This is a genomic window from Mycobacterium sp. IS-1264 (genome assembly GCF_001954195.1).
Taxonomy (GTDB): Bacteria; Actinomycetota; Actinomycetes; order Mycobacteriales; family Mycobacteriaceae; genus Mycobacterium.
Genome location: NZ_MBES01000074.1, coordinates 211,787 through 226,179, shown reverse-complemented (window position 1 = coordinate 226,179; position 14,393 = coordinate 211,787). Strand labels below are relative to the sequence as shown.

The following is a 14,393-nucleotide window of genomic DNA, read 5'->3' as shown; positions in this document are numbered from 1 at the left end:
GCCCTGACGAGATAGGACTCCCGCCATTATCAAAACGCTCACTCCCGGCGCGCCGACTAAGTACCGTGAGGCTATGTCGGAATTGTCGGGATTCGACACTCACGACATTCACCGATCGGCCCAATCGGCCAAATCGGCCCAGGATTTGGCCGGCCCGGATTGGTCGCACTGGCCGGCTCGCGTTTTAGGCCACCCCGATTCAGCGAGAATCGCCTACCGCTCGGGCACCCACCGCATCATCTCCCCCGATCAAACTTGGTCTGCCGTCCAACCTCTGCTGGCACCCGCCGGCATCACCCGCGTAGCCGACCTCACCTGGCTCGACGACATCGGAATTCCGACCGTGCAGGCGGTGCGACCGGCCTCGCTGACGTTGACGGTAAGCCAGGGCAAGGCCACCACCTATCGCGCCGCGCAGGTCTCCGCGGTCATGGAGTCGTTGGAGAACTGGCACGTCGAGAACGTCAAGCCAGACCTATTACGCACGCCCACAACAAATCTCGCCGCCGAGCTGACCTACGATCCCGCCGACCTCAACCGTCCCTGGGGTAGCCTCTACCATCCCGGCGTCAAGCTCGATTGGATGATCGCAACGACGTTGCTAACCCGCCGCCAGACCTGGGTGCCGTGGTTAGCCGTCCTGGTGAACGTGGCGGTCACCGACTCCTGGGGACCGCCGATGTTCGCGATGGACACCACAGGATTGGCTTCGGGCAATAGTTACGACGAGGCGACCCTGCACGCTTTGTACGAGGTTATGGAACGGCATAGCCTTGCCACCGCCGAACCGGGGTCGACGTTGTTCCACGTGCCGCTCGACGACGTGGCCGCCTCCGACTGCGCCCCATTGGTCGAAAAGGTTCACCAGGCGGGCAGCGAACTGCAGATCGCCCGGCTCGACACCTGGGACGGTTTCTTCTGCTTCGCAGCGGAGCTGACGTCGCCGGCGGTGGAGGTGCCGTTCAGCGGCAGCGGGCTGCATCACGACCCAAACGTGGCATTGTCGCGGGCGATCACCGAAGCCGCGCAATCCCGGCTGACCGCCATCAGCGGAGCGCGCGAAGATCTGCCCGCGGCCATCTACCAACGCTTTGCCCGCCTGCACACCTACGGCGCCGCGGCACGGTCCATGCGGTCGATGCCCACCGCGGAACCGAGGCCGTGGCAGATCGAGGGCACCGACTCGCTGGCCGAGCTGACGGCGTCGGCAGCCACCGCGGTTGCCACCCGGTCGGGCACCGAGCCGCTGGCCGTGGTGTGCGACTTCCCCGGCGGATGCGTCCCCGTCGTCAAGGTCATCGCCCCCGGCCTAATGGCATCGATCGTCTCGCCGATGCGGACCCCGCTGCAGGCCCCGGCATGACAACTTCCGCGCGCATCGTCGTGACAGCCGGACCCACCATCGGCGTCGACGACATCCGGACCGTGGTGCCCAAAGCTGAAGTGGTGGAACCGATTTCGTTCGGACATGCTCTCGGGTACGGGTTGCGGCCAGGCGATACGCTGCTGATCGTCGACGGGCTTTTCTTTCAGTCGGCCTCCGTCCGCCACAAAGAACTCCTCACCCTGATCGACGACGGCGTGCGGGTTGTCGGCTCGTCCAGCATGGGTGCGTTGCGCGCGGCGGAACTGCACGAATTCGGCATGGAAGGCTACGGCTGGGTCTTCGAGGGCTACCGGGATGGCTGGCTGGAGGCCGACGACGAGGTAGGCATGGTGCACGGCCATCCCGAGGACGGATACCCGGTCTTTGTCGATGCCCTGGTCAACATCCGTCAAACCCTCAGGGCCGCAGTCGAATCCGGAGTGGTAGCCGCATCGTTGTCCGATCGACTCATCGACGAAGCGCGCCGCACACCTTTCACCATGCGCACCTGGAACCGGCTGCTGGACGCCTTGCACGTCCCGGAAAGCCGAGAGCTGGCCAAGCGGCTGCGGTCGATGCGGGTCGACGTCAAACATGCCGATGCGCTGCTCGCGCTGCGCGAGATTGCCCGTGGGCCCGGTGGCGGTACCGCCGCGCCGGGCCCGCCTCCAACGGTGTGGTCGCACCGGTGGCGGCAGCGTTGGGCACCGCCGACGGCTGTCGCCGTAGCGGCCGAAAACGGCGACGAGTCGATCGTGCATATTCGCGATGACGAGGTGCTGTCGCTGCTGAGCGTGTGCGCGACTGACCACTGGGCGTATCTCCCCGCGCTCGAGCAGGTCGCCGCCTGGTACTGGACGTCGGAGCATCCCGGCGAGCCCGGCAGCGTGAAGGAGCGTGCCGCTGCGGCCGTCACCGAGGTGACCGCCGGTGCGTCATGCGACACCGACGAACAAAAGCTGGCGGCCCTGCAGACCGTGGCGCACCGCTACGCGCTGGCCGCGGGCATCATCGACGAGTCGGGCTTTCCCGAAACGGTCAGCGAGCAATGGCTCACCGCCGAGGAGCGGGAAACGATGGGTGCCGATCCGATCGCGATATCGGCCCGGATCGTCACGCGCACGCTGTTTTTCAGCCGCTCGCTGCCGGCCATCCAGCACTTCCTCGATCTGCTGCGCGATGATCCGAGGCAGTCCGAATGGCGCGAGCTGGCCGCGCGGGCGGTGGCCAGGCGTGACGAATTGGCACTCCAGAAGCCGCACTTGAACCTTCACCGGCCGGATCCGACACAGCTGAAGAACCTCTTCGGCGCCCGGTGGGGCACCCCGGTGGACCGCGTAGCGCTGGCCCGGCGTGGGCTGATGACCGAGGACGCCTTCTACGCGGCCGGTTCGCTATTTGCCGTGGCAGCGGCCGATGACCAGCTGCCGACCTTCGAAGTCGGCACCCTCGGTCGGGGCCACGCGACGATGGTGGGTAGCCGTTAGTCTCGGCTTCGTGCGCGAGGTCAATCCGACCGGCTACAGCCGCTACGTCGCCATCGGGGACAGCCAGACCGAGGGCTTGTGGGACGGCGACGACACCGTCGGCGTCCTGGGATTCGCCGACCGGCTCGCGGCCATGCTCGATTCGCTCTATCCGGGTCTGCAGTACGCCAACCTCGCGATCCGCGGCAAGCTGGTGGCCGACGTCCTCCGCGAGCAGGTCCCGGAGGCACTGGCGATGCGGCCGGATCTGATCACCGTCTGCGCCGGGATGAACGACGTCATCCAGCCCGGACGATCCTTCGGCCGCGCCCTCGCCGACCTCGACCACGTCTACGCCGCGCTCGCCGAGTCGGGGGCGACGGTGGTGACGACGACCTTCCCGAACGTCGCGCAGTTCCTCCCCCTCGGCCGGGTGGTGGGCCCGCGGCTCGCCCGCATCAATACCGCGATCCGCGTCGCCGCCGACCGCTACGGATTCAGGCTCGTCGACCTGTACAGCGCGCCGTCGATGCGCGACCTGCAGACCTGGAGCATCGACCGCGTGCACGCGTCCACCCACGGGCACATCCTGTTTGCCGCCGCAGCGGCCGAAGCCCTCGGGCTGCCCGACAGCAATCATGACTGGGCCGCGGCCAGCCTCAACCCCACGCGCTCGTTCACCGCCGGCGCCTACGGCCACCTGCGCTGGGCGCAGGACAGTTTCTTCCCCTGGATTTGGCGCCGCATGCGCGGTCTGTCGTCGGCCGACGGGCGGGTGCCGAAGCGTCCGCGCCTGGAACCGGTCCGCGCGGAGGGCATTGCGGCGCGGATCGAGCGCCCGTCAGGCATCCTTGACCCATGAATGTTCAGGCTTTGCTGCAGTCGATCCCGCCGCTCGCGGTCTACCTCGTGGTCGGCGGTGTGGTCGGGATCGAGAGCCTGGGCGTGCCCCTTCCCGGCGAGATCGTGCTAGTGAGCGCCGCCCTGATGTCCTCGCATCACGACCTCGCCGTCAACCCGATGGGCGTCGGCGCGGCCGCCGTCATCGGCGCGGTCGTCGGCGACTCGATCGGCTACAGCATCGGGCGCCGGTTTGGCCTGCCGCTGTTCGACAAGCTCGGCCGGCGTTTTCCCAAACACTTCGGCCCCGGGCACGTGGCGCTCGCCGAAAAGTTGTTCAACCGCTGGGGAGTTCGGGCGGTGTTCTTCGGCCGCTTCATCGCGCTGCTGCGAATCTTCGCCGGGCCGCTGGCCGGCGCGCTGAAGATGCCTTACCCCCGCTTCCTCGCGGCCAACGTCTCCGGCGGCATCTGCTGGGCCGGCGGCACCACCGCCCTGGTCTATTTCGCCGGAATGGCCGCCGAACGGTGGCTGGAACGGTTCTCCTGGATCGCGCTTGTCGTCGCCGTGGTTGCCGGCGGCGTCGCGGCGATCCTGTTGCGGGAGCGCACATCCCGCGCGATCGCCGAACTCGAAGCCGAGCACGAACGCAAGACCGGCACGACGGCCGTCGACGCTGCTTGATGTCGGGCTAGCCGACCCCCTCATCCTCCGTCGGCGTGCGGTGCTGATCGATCAGGGTGCGGGCCATCTTCTGGGCGCGCAGGGCGGCATTGGGATCGCCCACCGCCGCGAGAATGATGGCGCCCTTCATCAGGATGTGCCAGGACCAGGCGAAGTCCTCGATGTCGGACAGGCCCGCGGCCACGGCGCGCTGGCGGACGATGTCGCGGACGTTGTCGATGTGCGCGACGCTGGCCTGCCCGGCCGGGTGATCCGCTCCCAACTCGAGCAACACGTTGATGAACGAGCAGCCCTCATAGCCGTCGCGAAGTTGAAACCAGTCATGCATGACGTCGAAGATCGCCAGCAGCTGTTCCTCCGGCGTGGTGCCGCGCTCGCGTGACTGCGCCTCGATCAAACCGTGCGTCCAGACCTCCTCGCGGCGCTGCAACACGGCCAACACGAGATCGTCCTTGGTCGCGAAATGCCGGTACAGCGTCGCCTTGGCCACACCGGCCCGCTCGATCACCTGATCGGTGCCGACCGCGCGAATGCCCCGCCTGCTGAACAGCTCGTATGCGGCGTTCACGATGCGTTCACGAGGCGGGGTGGCTGGCGTCGCGACATCAGGCGTTGTCATGACCCGCCTCACCATACTCTTAAGGCCAGCCAGTAGACAGACCGGCCTGTCTCGTTATACAAATGAGATTCGCGATCCGCGAAAGTCTGTCTTCAGACGTGCAGGACGGGCATCCATCCCGGCGCCAAGCGCCGGTGGAAGGGAGTCCATCATGAGTCCGGTCATTTCAGAACCGATATCGCGGCCCCATCTGATGCTCAGCACCCGGCTGGTCTACGAGCTGGGCGACCCCCACAGCAGGCTGCGGGCGACCACCGATCGGTGCGAAGGCGCGGTGCTGATCAACGCCGGCGGCGAGATCGACGCCTGCAACGAGCACGCCTGGCGCCACCTGGTCACCGAGGCGGCCAACGTCGCAACCCCGCCCGGCCCCCTCGTGGTCGACGTCACCGGCCTCGACTTCATGGCCTGCTGCGCGTTCGCGGTGCTCGCCGATCAGGCGCAACAATGTCATCGCCGTGGCATCGAACTACGCGTGGTCAGCCGCCAGCCCGTCGTCGCCCGAGTCATCGACGCGTGCGGGCTCGGCGGCCTGCTGCCCATCTATCCGACGACGGACTCCGCGCTGTCGATGCCCGCTCGCTGGTGAGCTGGCTTCCGCCAAAGACGTTGGGCCACAGTCGCTTTCCTTCTCGGCCTCGGAGGCTGGATGAGCGATCTTCCCAGTTTCCGGCCCACCTTCGGTGTTGAGGAGGAATTCCTCCTCGTCGACCCGCGCACCGGCGAGCCCGCGCCGCGCAACACCGCGGTGGCGGACGAAGCCGAGCGCCGCGGCGTCACACTGCAGCTCGAGCTGAGCAGCTGCCAGGTCGAAACGACCTCCAGCGTGGTGAGCGGCAGCGCGGAACTCGGCGAGGAACTCATCCGGCTGCGGCGCACCGCGGCGCAGGCCGCCGAGGCCGCCGGGGTTCGGCTGCTGGCCTTGGGGCTGCCGCCGGCCACGCCGCACGAGTTTCCCGTCACGGACACCGAGCGATACCGGCGAATCGGCGAGCAGTTCGGCATGATCGCCCACGAGCAGGGGATCTGCGGATGCCACGTCCACGTGGAGGTGCCCGACCGGGCGGCGGCCATCCACGTCAGCAACTGGCTGCGGCCGTGGCTTCCGTCGCTGCTGGCGTTGTCGGCGAATTCCGCGCTGTATCGCAACGCCGACAGCGGCTACGCGAGCTGGCGCAGCGTCCTGTGGCGACGCTGGCCCGTCGCCGGGCCGCCGCCGTTCTTCCCGGCGCCCGAGGATTACGACCGCACCGTGGCGATGCTGATCGACAGCGGCGTGATCCTCGATCGCAAGATGATCTATTGGGACGTGCGCCCGTCGGAGAACTTCCCGACCATCGAGGTCCGGGTGGCCGACGTGCCGGCGACCGTCGCCGAGACCGTGCTGCTCGCCACCCTGATCCGGGCCGCGGTGATGACGGCGCTGGCCGCGCGCGGCCGCGGCGACGACGTCGGGCGCCTGCAACCCGCGGCACTGCGGGCGGCGTATTGGAAGGCCGCCCACGACGGATTGGCGGGCCATGCGCTCGATCTGGTCGGCGGCCGCGGGGCGGTGCCGGCCCGTGAACAGCTGCATACCCTGGTGCAACGGTTGCGCCCCGCGCTGGACGCGCTCGGTGAATACGACCGCGTCACAACGGAACTCGACCGTATCGCCGCGCAGGGCAACGGGGCGATACGGCAGTTGCGGGCTTGGCGAAAACGCCGCGAGGTGATGGACGTCATCGCGGCAGCCGCGGACGCCACGCTGAGTTGACCGACACTGCTATACCGTCAGCAGCCGATACAGCCCGATGAGGCCGACCACGACGATGGTGGAGCGCAACGCATTTGGCGACAGCCGACGCCCGTAGCGCGCGCCGAGGAATCCTCCGATCAGCGAGCCCGCCGCAATGATCCCGGCGACCGGCCAGCTGATGCGATCGAAGGCTACCAGCGTATAGCTCACCGCAGCAACAACATTCACCACCAGCGTCAAGAGGTTCTTGGCCGCATTCATCCGCTGCACCGACTCCGGCAGCAGCGCGCCCATCACGCCGACCAGCAGGATGCCCTGCGCCGCAGTGAAATAGCCGCCGTAGACGCCGATGCCGAAGGTGGCGAGCACCAGCACCGCCTTTCGCGTCGGCGTGATGTGCTCGGCCGAGCGCCCCTCTTCCTCGGCGCGCCGGCGCGCCCACGACTGGATTCGCGGCCCGATCACCACCAGGATCAGGGCCAGCACCAGCAGCACCGGCACGACCCGGGCGAACACCGTCGGGGGCAGGTGCAGGAGCAGGAAGGCACCCACCATCGCGCCCGACAGCGATGCCGGGATCTGCCAGGCCAGCCGATCCCACTGGCCGCGCAGCTCGGCGCGATAACCCCAAGTGCCCGACACGCTGCCCGCCACCAAACCGACCGCGTTCGACATGGTGGACGTCACCGGCGGATAGCCGAGGGCGACGAGCGTCGGGAACGTGATCAGCGTGCCCGACCCGACGAGCGCATTGATGGCACCGGCGCCAAACCCGGCCAGGGCGATCAACAGCACATGGGAGAGCAGCACTCCCGAGGAGCTTAGTCCGCGTCAGGCGGACGGCGCTTCGGGACCGCGATCGACGCCGGTGCGTAGCTTGACCGACGCGGAGTACGCGAGCGTGCGGAACCGCAGCACCGGGTCGTCGGAAGGTTCGATGCCGTCGGTGACACGCATCGGGTCGAATACCACGATGTCGTCGCCACGTTCGCGTTCGGTGTCCAATCCGGTGATCTCGAGGGTGCCGACGGTGACCGTCTCGGTGCTCTGCCACGGCGCCGAGGGGTCCACGGTGGAGTCGTTCGGCCCGGCGATCTGCACGCGAAAGTCGAACCGCACCGGCCCGCCGGCCAGGCGGGCGGCCAGCTCGTCGGTGAGAAAGTCTTGGCCCGAGGCGGATCCGGAGCTAGGTGCCTCCCCCGCCGCCGGGATCAGGTGGTAGCGAACGAATCTGGTGCTGCCGTCGGCGCCGATCCAGCGGAAGGCGTGCAGCCCGTGGTATTCGGTGGTGGCGTAGCTTGCCGGGACCTTGCCGGCGTCGCGCAGCAGCGGCAGCGCGCCGAGCAGCCGGGGGTGGGTGAGGAAGTACCGGGCCATGCGCAGCGGCGTGGTGAGGCCGGGCCGCATCGCCTTCAGCAGGTCGACGAAGCCGTCCGGGGTGCTCGACACGAACAGCCGCGCGGTCTGGGTCGAGACGTCCGTCGTGGAGCCGTCGGGCAGGGTGAACTTCACCGCCATTCCGCGCACGCCCGGGGAGTTGTCGGCCTGCGTCGGGTTTCCCGATCCGTTGGAAAAGCGAATCAGCGCCGGGACCGTCGAGCCGTCGAGATGCATGGCGCGGGACAGCACGGCCCCGTCGGGTGTCGCCGTGAAGGTGCCGCGGTACAGCGTGCCTTTCGCGTGCAACGCCCGGCAGCCCGGCTGCGCTCCCCCGGTGCTTCGAATCGCCTCGATCGCGTCGTCAGGAGTGACCATGCGCGAATCTTAAGGCGCTAGTCGGGGAAGCCGAAGAGTTTGACGACGCCGTGATCGCGACCCGCCGTATAGCCGCCGTCGACGGCGATGGCCTGGCCGCTGACGAAGGACGCGTCGGGCGACAGCAGGAAGGCCGCCATGGCCGCGACCTCGTCCGGTTGGCCGAGCCGCTGCAGGGCGTGCTCCTCGGTGATGGAGGCCAGCGGGCCCTCCATGCCGGGCAGGCCGAAAACGCTTTGCGCCATTGGTGTTTCGATGAAGCCGGGACAGATCGCGTTGGCGCGGATGCCGCTGGGGCCGTAGTCGAGCGCAATGTTCTTGGTGAGCAACACGACGCCGCCCTTGGCCGCGTTGTACGAGCTGCCGCCCGCGGTGCCCTCCAGGCCCTCGATGCTGGCGACGGTGACGATCGAGCCCCGTTCGCCGTCGACGCGGTCCTGCTCGATCATTCGCGCCAGCGCGGCCTTAGCCACGAGAAACGTGCCGGTGAGGTTGATGCCGATCACCCGCTCCCATTCCTTGCGGTCAAGCAGGTGCACCGGCCCGCCGCCGGCGACGCCCGCCGCGTGGAACACGCCGTCGAGGCGGTCGGGCACGGCGGCCAGCACCGCGGCGATGGCGTCCTCGTCGGTGATGTCGGCGGTGACGAAGTGAAAGTCGGCTCCGAGGTCGGGTGGGGCGGCCACGTCGGCGCCGATGACGGTGCCTCCCTCGGCGAGCAGACGCCGCGCGGTGGCCAGGCCGATGCCGGACGCCGCGCCCGTCACGACGAAGGTGCGGGACACGGCGCGATCGGCGTTGATCATGGCAGTGATAGTGGCACACCGGCGCCCGGTGCGCGCCCAGGGCGCCGCGCGCTACTGACCCGGCCGGCCGTCCCGGGTGCGCTCATAGAACCGTCGGACCCGCGCCCGGTTGCCGCAGTCGGCCGTACTGCACCAGCGGCGGTTCTGCCGGTGACTGCCGTCGACGAACAGCCAGCCGCAGGCGGAGTCGCCGCATCCCTTGATGCGCGAGAAAGGGACGGTGGTCAACAGCGTCACCGCTTCGGCGGCCAGCCGATGCAGCGGCGTTTGGGCGATCAGCGTCGCCTCATGCCATGCGCCGACATCCCCGTCGATCGTGAGGCGTTGGGCCCGCAGCGCGGATCGGTACGCGTCGGCGATCGCGCCGGCGTCGCGGGTCGACCCGCACCCTGTCCAGACGCGATGGAGCGCCTCTCTGAGCCGGACGGTCTGACGCAGCGCTTTGCCGGCGGCATCGCGGTGCGAGTCGGCCCACTGGGCGAGCTCACGCGCCTCGCCTGGGGACAGCACACCGGCGTGACGCGCCCACGCCGCGAGGTCGAGGTAGTCCTCCAGGTATTCCGTACGGCGCTGCGGGTCACCCCGCCACGCCACCGTATTGACCAGGTCGACCGCGGGATGACCCCCACGCAGGTCGAGTAGGGCAGCCTCCGAGCGCACCATCAGCCATCACCGCCTAATTCCTAAATATCGATTTAACCATTAGGCAGTGGGGTACGCGTATCGGTATGAGATGCATACCTGCAGACCGGGTCGGATTGGGCGTCGGCGCGCTGTGCCTGTCCGCCTCGGCCGTGTTCCTCAAATTGGCCGCGACAACGCCGGCGACCGCGACGGCCGCACGCTGCCTGTTCGCGCTGCCGGTGGTCGTCGCGCTCGCTATCCCGGAATGGCAACGTGGCCGTGGTCTGTCACGACGCGGCCTGCTGTTGGCCGTCTGCTGCGGTGTCCTGTTCGCCGGCGACATGTTGCTGTGGACGCAGGCCATACCGGAGGTGGGGGTGGGCCTGTCGACCGTCCTGGTCAACACCCAGGTCGCCGTCGTCCCACTGTTGAGCTGGCTCGTCGACCGGGAGAGGGTCTCACTCCAGTTCCTGCTGGCGCTGCCCGCACTTTTGGTCGGCGTCGCGCTCGCCGGCGGGGTGCTGGAGCACGGGATCTCAGGCAGCAACCCCCCGCTGGGCACCGCGCACGCGATCGGTGCCGCGCTGTGCTACTCGGGATTCCTGTTTCTGCTGCGACGCGGCGGGCAGGCCGGCCAACCCATGCAGACCTACGCGGTGCTACTGGCCACGTCGGCTGCTGTGGCGGTCGCCGCCGGACCCCGGTGGCACGGCCTGGACCTGTGGCCGGGCTGGCGCGCCTTGGGGTGGTTGATGCTGGTCGCCGTGACGGGCCAGTTGCTCGGCTGGTTGTTCGTGGCTTTCTTCTCGGCCCGCGTCCCCAGCACCGTCAGCTCTGCGCTGCTATTGCTGACTCCGGTGGGCGCGGTCGTATTGGGCGCCGCCGTGCTGGGCGAGCGCCCCTCCGTGCTGCAGCTCGGCGGTTGCGCGATGGTGCTGTCCGCCGGCTACCTCGCCAGCGCGCGTCGATCCGAAACCCCGGCCCGCCGCCACATGCCGGAGCGGGACCGCGTATCACAGAGTGGAACAAATTGAGATCAGCGGAGGGCTTATGGACAGCACGACGCTCGCCGGGCTGGTCGAGCAGCACGCCCGGCGGCGGCCCGACGACGTCGCGATCCGCTACGGCGCGCGGCAGTGGTCGTGGGCCCAGTGGTGGTCGCGGATTCGGCGCGCGGCCGGTGCGCTGCAAGCCGCCGGCGTGCGGCGCGGCGACTGCGTCGCGTTCCTGGACAAGAATCACCCGGCCTGCCTGGAAATCCTGTTCGCCGCGGCGTCGATCGGCGCGGTGACCACCGTCGTCAACTGGCGAGTGATGGGCGATGAGCTCGCGCACGTGCTGGCCGACAGCCGCCCGCGGTTGCTGTTCGCTGGCGCCGAACTGCGGGCCGCCGCCGAGGCGGCCGCCGCGCGAGTCGACGGCCTGGACCGCATCGTGGTGATCGACGACCAGTACGAATCCCTGCTCGCCGCAGCGCAACCCGCGCAGGCCGCCGAGGTCGACGCGGGCGAAACCGCGCTGGTGATCTACAGCTCCGGCACCACCGGGCGACCCAAGGGCGTGCTGCTCAGCCAGCGCGCGCTGGTTAATCACGCGGCGAATCTGGCGCCGGCGTTCCCGTTCGCCGACGGGGACGCGAATCTCGTGGCGATGCCCCTCTTCCACGTCGGCGGAATCGGGTATGCGCTGTTCGGCATCGCGGCGGGGGCGCCGACGATCATGACCCGCGAGCCCGACGCCGCGGCATTGATCGGGGCGGTGCGGGCTGGCGCGACCCACGCGTTCTTTGTGCCACCCGTCATCGCCCGGTTCCTGGACGCCGGCGAGTCGGCGAGCGCCGCGATCGCGGGCCTGCGCTACATCGTCTACGGGGCGGCGCCCATGCCGTCGCCCCTGCTGCACCGCGCGCTCGAAACCTGGCCCGAGACGAAGTTCGTCCAGGTGTACGGGCAGACCGAACTGTGCGGGGCCGTCACGGCGCTCGGCGACGACGACCACCGCGACCCCGACCGGCCGCACCTGCAGCTGTCCGCCGGAAAAGCCGTGCTGGGCACCGAGATTCAAGTCGTCGATCCCGAAACGGGCGAGCGGTTACCCGCCGGCGAGCCGGGCGAAATCTGGGTGCGAAGCAACCAGAACATGACCGGCTACCTGAACCGTCCGGAGGCCAGCGCCGAGACGATCACCGCCGACGATTGGGTGCGCACCGGCGACATCGGCCGCCTCGACGCCGAGGGCTACGTCTACATCGAGGACCGGCTCAAGGACATGGTCATCACCGGCGGCGAGAACGTGTACGGCCCCGAGGTGGAAAGCGTGCTCATCAAGCATCCCGCCGTCGCCGACGCCGCCGTGATCGGCGTGCCCGACGACTTCTGGGGTGAATCGGTCAAGGCGATCGTCGTGGCCACCGACGAGGTCGACGCGAACGACATCATCGCGTTCTGCCGCCGCCACCTGGCCGGCTACAAATGCCCGCGGACCGTCGAGTTCGTGCCGTCGCTCCCGCGCAACGCCAGCGGCAAGATCCTCAAAACCGCGCTGCGCGAACCGTATTGGGAAGGCCGGGCACGCAATGTTTGACTCGCGGCGACGCGACTTTGCGATCAGCGTGCTGGGCGGGCCGACGACGGTGATCGACATCGCCGGGCGCCGGATCGTGATGGATCCGACCTTCGACCCGCCCGGTGCGCACGCCTACCTGACCAAGCTCGCCGGGCCGGCGGTGGGCGCCGACGCGCTGGGTCCGGTGGACGCGGTATTGATCAGCCACGACCAGCATCCGGACAACCTCGACGACGACGGCCGCCGGATGGCGCTCGCCGCCCCGCTGGTGCTCACCAATCCCGGCGCCGCCGACCGGCTGGGCCCGCCCGCGGTGGGCGTTCCGGCGTGGGAGTCGTATGACCTGCCCGGCGGCTCGGGTTCGCTTGCGGCGCAGGCCGTTCCCGCGGTCCACGGCCCGGCCGACGGGCAGCGTGACGCCAGCGGCCACGTCAATTGCGAGGTGACCGGCTTCGTGCTGTCGGGGCCGGGCGTGCCCACCGTGTATCTCAGCGGCGACAACGCCTCGCTGAGCGCGGTCAAGGCCATCGCCGATCGGGTCGGCGAGATCGACGTCGCGGTGCTGTTCGCGGGCGCGGCGAGCGTGCCCACCAAGGAGAACGGCCGGCCGTTGACGCTGACGTCGGCGCGCGCGGCCGCGGCCGCCGAGGTGCTCGGCGCCAAGGTGGTAATACCGGCGCACGTCGACGGCTGGGCCCACTTCAGCGAGGGCGCCGACGAATTCGCCGCGGCGTTCGATCAGGCCGGGATCGCCGGCCTGCTGCGGGTCGCCGCGCGCGGCGAGTGGATCGACCTATAGCCGTCCCTCGGTGCGCAGCTCCGGGTGCACCCAATCCGGCGAGCGGCGCTCCTTGAACGCGCGGAAGCCTTCGCGCGCCTCGGCGTCGGTGAGGCTGGCCGTCATGCCGATGCGGTCGTACAGGCCGAGGTAGTTGTCGATGCTGGACTTGATGACGCCGCGGGCGCGCGGCGCGGTCCGGCACACCTGCGCCAGCAGGTCTTTGGCGGTGGCGAGCAGCTCGTCGTCGGGCACCATCCGGGTGACCAGGCCCCAGTCGAGGGCCTCGGCGGCGGTCAGCACCCGGCCGGTAAACATCAGGTCGCGGGTGCGGACCGGCCCGATCACGCGCAGCAGCATCTGGCTGTAATAGGTGTCGGCGTAGCCGCGGAACAGCTCGGGCACCCGGAAGGTCGCGCGCTCGCTGACCACGGACAGGTCGCTGCACAGCGCGATCTGCATGCCGCCGCCCTGGCACAGCCCGTTGACCGCGGACACAACGGGCTTGGCCGACGTGCGCACCGCGTCGAACGGCGTGACGTCCATGCCCAGCGCCGAGCCGAACGTCATCCAGTTGTCCGTCGTTCCCCCGCCGCCCATGTCGCCGCCAGGCGTGAAGACGTCCCCGGTTCCGGTGATCAGCAGCCCGGCCAGGTCCGGGTCCTCGGTGACACGCCCTATGGCGTAACGGATTCCGAAGTACATCGCGGGGGTCAGGGCGTTGCGGGCTTGAGGCCGGTCGATCGTGCACACCGCAATCGGGCCCTGGCGCTCGAAGGTCAAATACGGGGTCCCCAGCCAGTCGCCCTCGGGCGGGCGAGGGGTGTCGTCCGGTATCGCCACGGGGCTCCTCTCACGCGCCGGCGCTTAACATCGCGCCCCAAGACTGTAACGCCCCGACCCTCCTCGGATGCTTTCGAGGTCTTACAGCCTGAACATCTCGCGGGACATGGCCGCGTCCTCGACGAAACTTTCGCGCCGGTGGTAGTGGGGTCGTGTGGGCCGGCTCCTGCGCCGCGGTCTTATGACTACGGCGCAGGCGGCAACGACGGTGTCGGTGACCAATTGTGTCAATTGTCGACCAATGCTGTTGCGCGGCAACCCGACAGCCCGTGACGCGGCCCATTGGTCGAGCGCCGGCCCTCTGGCCCC

Annotated in this window: 15 protein-coding genes; 9 read left to right on the top strand and 6 right to left on the bottom strand. The window is 69.1% G+C overall.

What is annotated here, in order from left to right; genetic code table 11:
* The first annotated feature begins 73 nt into the window (after positions 1 to 73).
* The 4 genes from A5744_RS19665 to A5744_RS19650 are packed head-to-tail and all read left to right on the top strand — an operon-like array spanning position 74 to position 4,356.
* Positions 74 to 1,363, top strand: a complete 1,290-nt coding sequence (locus A5744_RS19665) for a YcaO-like family protein (RefSeq protein ID WP_083679341.1) — start codon at positions 74 to 76, stop codon at positions 1,361 to 1,363.
* Positions 1,360 to 2,853 (top strand): TfuA-like protein, encoded by a 1,494-nt coding sequence (locus tag A5744_RS19660; protein ID WP_076063860.1) that lies wholly within the window; start codon positions 1,360 to 1,362, stop codon positions 2,851 to 2,853. The genes A5744_RS19665 and A5744_RS19660 overlap by 4 nt, the downstream gene beginning before the upstream one ends.
* Positions 2,854 to 2,863: 10 nt before the next feature.
* Positions 2,864 to 3,694: an SGNH/GDSL hydrolase family protein gene (locus tag A5744_RS19655; protein WP_076063858.1), complete on the top strand. Its 831-nt coding sequence runs from the start codon at positions 2,864 to 2,866 to the stop codon at positions 3,692 to 3,694.
* Positions 3,691 to 4,356 (top strand): DedA family protein, encoded by a 666-nt coding sequence (locus A5744_RS19650; protein WP_076063856.1) that lies wholly within the window; start codon positions 3,691 to 3,693, stop codon positions 4,354 to 4,356. Before A5744_RS19655 ends, A5744_RS19650 begins: the two co-directional genes overlap by 4 nt.
* 7 nt (positions 4,357 to 4,363) lie before the next feature.
* Here A5744_RS19650 and A5744_RS19645 read toward each other — a convergent pair whose 3' ends face one another.
* A complete protein-coding gene (locus tag A5744_RS19645) occupies positions 4,364 to 4,975 on the bottom strand; it encodes a TetR/AcrR family transcriptional regulator (protein ID WP_076063855.1) in 612 nt (203 codons plus the stop codon).
* A 151-nt stretch (positions 4,976 to 5,126) separates the two neighbouring features.
* Between A5744_RS19645 and A5744_RS19640 the strand changes: the two genes are divergently transcribed.
* On the top strand, positions 5,127 to 5,564 hold the full coding sequence (locus A5744_RS19640) for an anti-sigma factor antagonist (RefSeq protein ID WP_076063853.1): 438 nt from the start codon (positions 5,127 to 5,129) through the stop codon (positions 5,562 to 5,564).
* Positions 5,565 to 5,624: 60 nt separating this feature from the next.
* A complete protein-coding gene (locus tag A5744_RS19635; RefSeq protein ID WP_076063851.1) occupies positions 5,625 to 6,731 on the top strand; it encodes a glutamate--cysteine ligase in 1,107 nt (368 codons plus the stop codon).
* Between the two features lie 9 nt (positions 6,732 to 6,740).
* Here the strand turns inward: A5744_RS19635 and A5744_RS19630 are convergent, their stop codons facing one another.
* From A5744_RS19630 to A5744_RS19615, 4 genes are read right to left on the bottom strand one after another with little or no spacing between them, the layout of a single operon-like run.
* A complete protein-coding gene (locus tag A5744_RS19630) occupies positions 6,741 to 7,523 on the bottom strand; it encodes a sulfite exporter TauE/SafE family protein (RefSeq protein WP_076063849.1) in 783 nt (260 codons plus the stop codon).
* Positions 7,524 to 7,544: 21 nt separating this feature from the next.
* Positions 7,545 to 8,468: a catalase family peroxidase gene (locus A5744_RS19625; protein WP_076063847.1), complete on the bottom strand. Its 924-nt coding sequence runs from the start codon at positions 8,466 to 8,468 to the stop codon at positions 7,545 to 7,547.
* Positions 8,469 to 8,485: 17 nt separating this feature from the next.
* The gene (locus A5744_RS19620) at positions 8,486 to 9,274 is read right to left on the bottom strand and encodes an SDR family NAD(P)-dependent oxidoreductase (RefSeq protein ID WP_076063844.1); all 789 of its coding nucleotides are present in this window, start codon (positions 9,272 to 9,274) and stop codon (positions 8,486 to 8,488) included.
* A 51-nt stretch (positions 9,275 to 9,325) separates the two neighbouring features.
* Positions 9,326 to 9,937, bottom strand: a complete 612-nt coding sequence (locus A5744_RS19615) for an ABATE domain-containing protein (RefSeq protein WP_076063842.1) — start codon at positions 9,935 to 9,937, stop codon at positions 9,326 to 9,328.
* Positions 9,938 to 10,002: 65 nt separating this feature from the next.
* On the opposite strand from A5744_RS19615, the gene A5744_RS19610 reads away from it, so the two are divergent.
* From A5744_RS19610 to A5744_RS19600, 3 genes are read left to right on the top strand one after another with little or no spacing between them, the layout of a single operon-like run.
* Positions 10,003 to 10,932 carry a DMT family transporter gene (locus A5744_RS19610; RefSeq protein WP_076063841.1) on the top strand — a complete coding sequence of 310 codons (930 nt, stop codon included), beginning with the start codon at positions 10,003 to 10,005 and terminating at the stop codon, positions 10,930 to 10,932.
* A gap of 16 nt (positions 10,933 to 10,948) precedes the next feature.
* Positions 10,949 to 12,481 carry a long-chain-fatty-acid--CoA ligase gene (locus tag A5744_RS19605; RefSeq protein WP_076063839.1) on the top strand — a complete coding sequence of 511 codons (1,533 nt, stop codon included), beginning with the start codon at positions 10,949 to 10,951 and terminating at the stop codon, positions 12,479 to 12,481.
* Positions 12,474 to 13,262, top strand: a complete 789-nt coding sequence (locus A5744_RS19600; protein WP_076063837.1) for an MBL fold metallo-hydrolase — start codon at positions 12,474 to 12,476, stop codon at positions 13,260 to 13,262. Before A5744_RS19605 ends, A5744_RS19600 begins: the two co-directional genes overlap by 8 nt.
* Here the strand turns inward: A5744_RS19600 and A5744_RS19595 are convergent.
* Positions 13,257 to 14,078, bottom strand: a complete 822-nt coding sequence (locus A5744_RS19595; protein ID WP_139331429.1) for an enoyl-CoA hydratase/isomerase family protein — start codon at positions 14,076 to 14,078, stop codon at positions 13,257 to 13,259. The genes A5744_RS19600 and A5744_RS19595 overlap by 6 nt on opposite strands.
* Positions 14,079 to 14,393 lie beyond the last annotated feature (315 nt).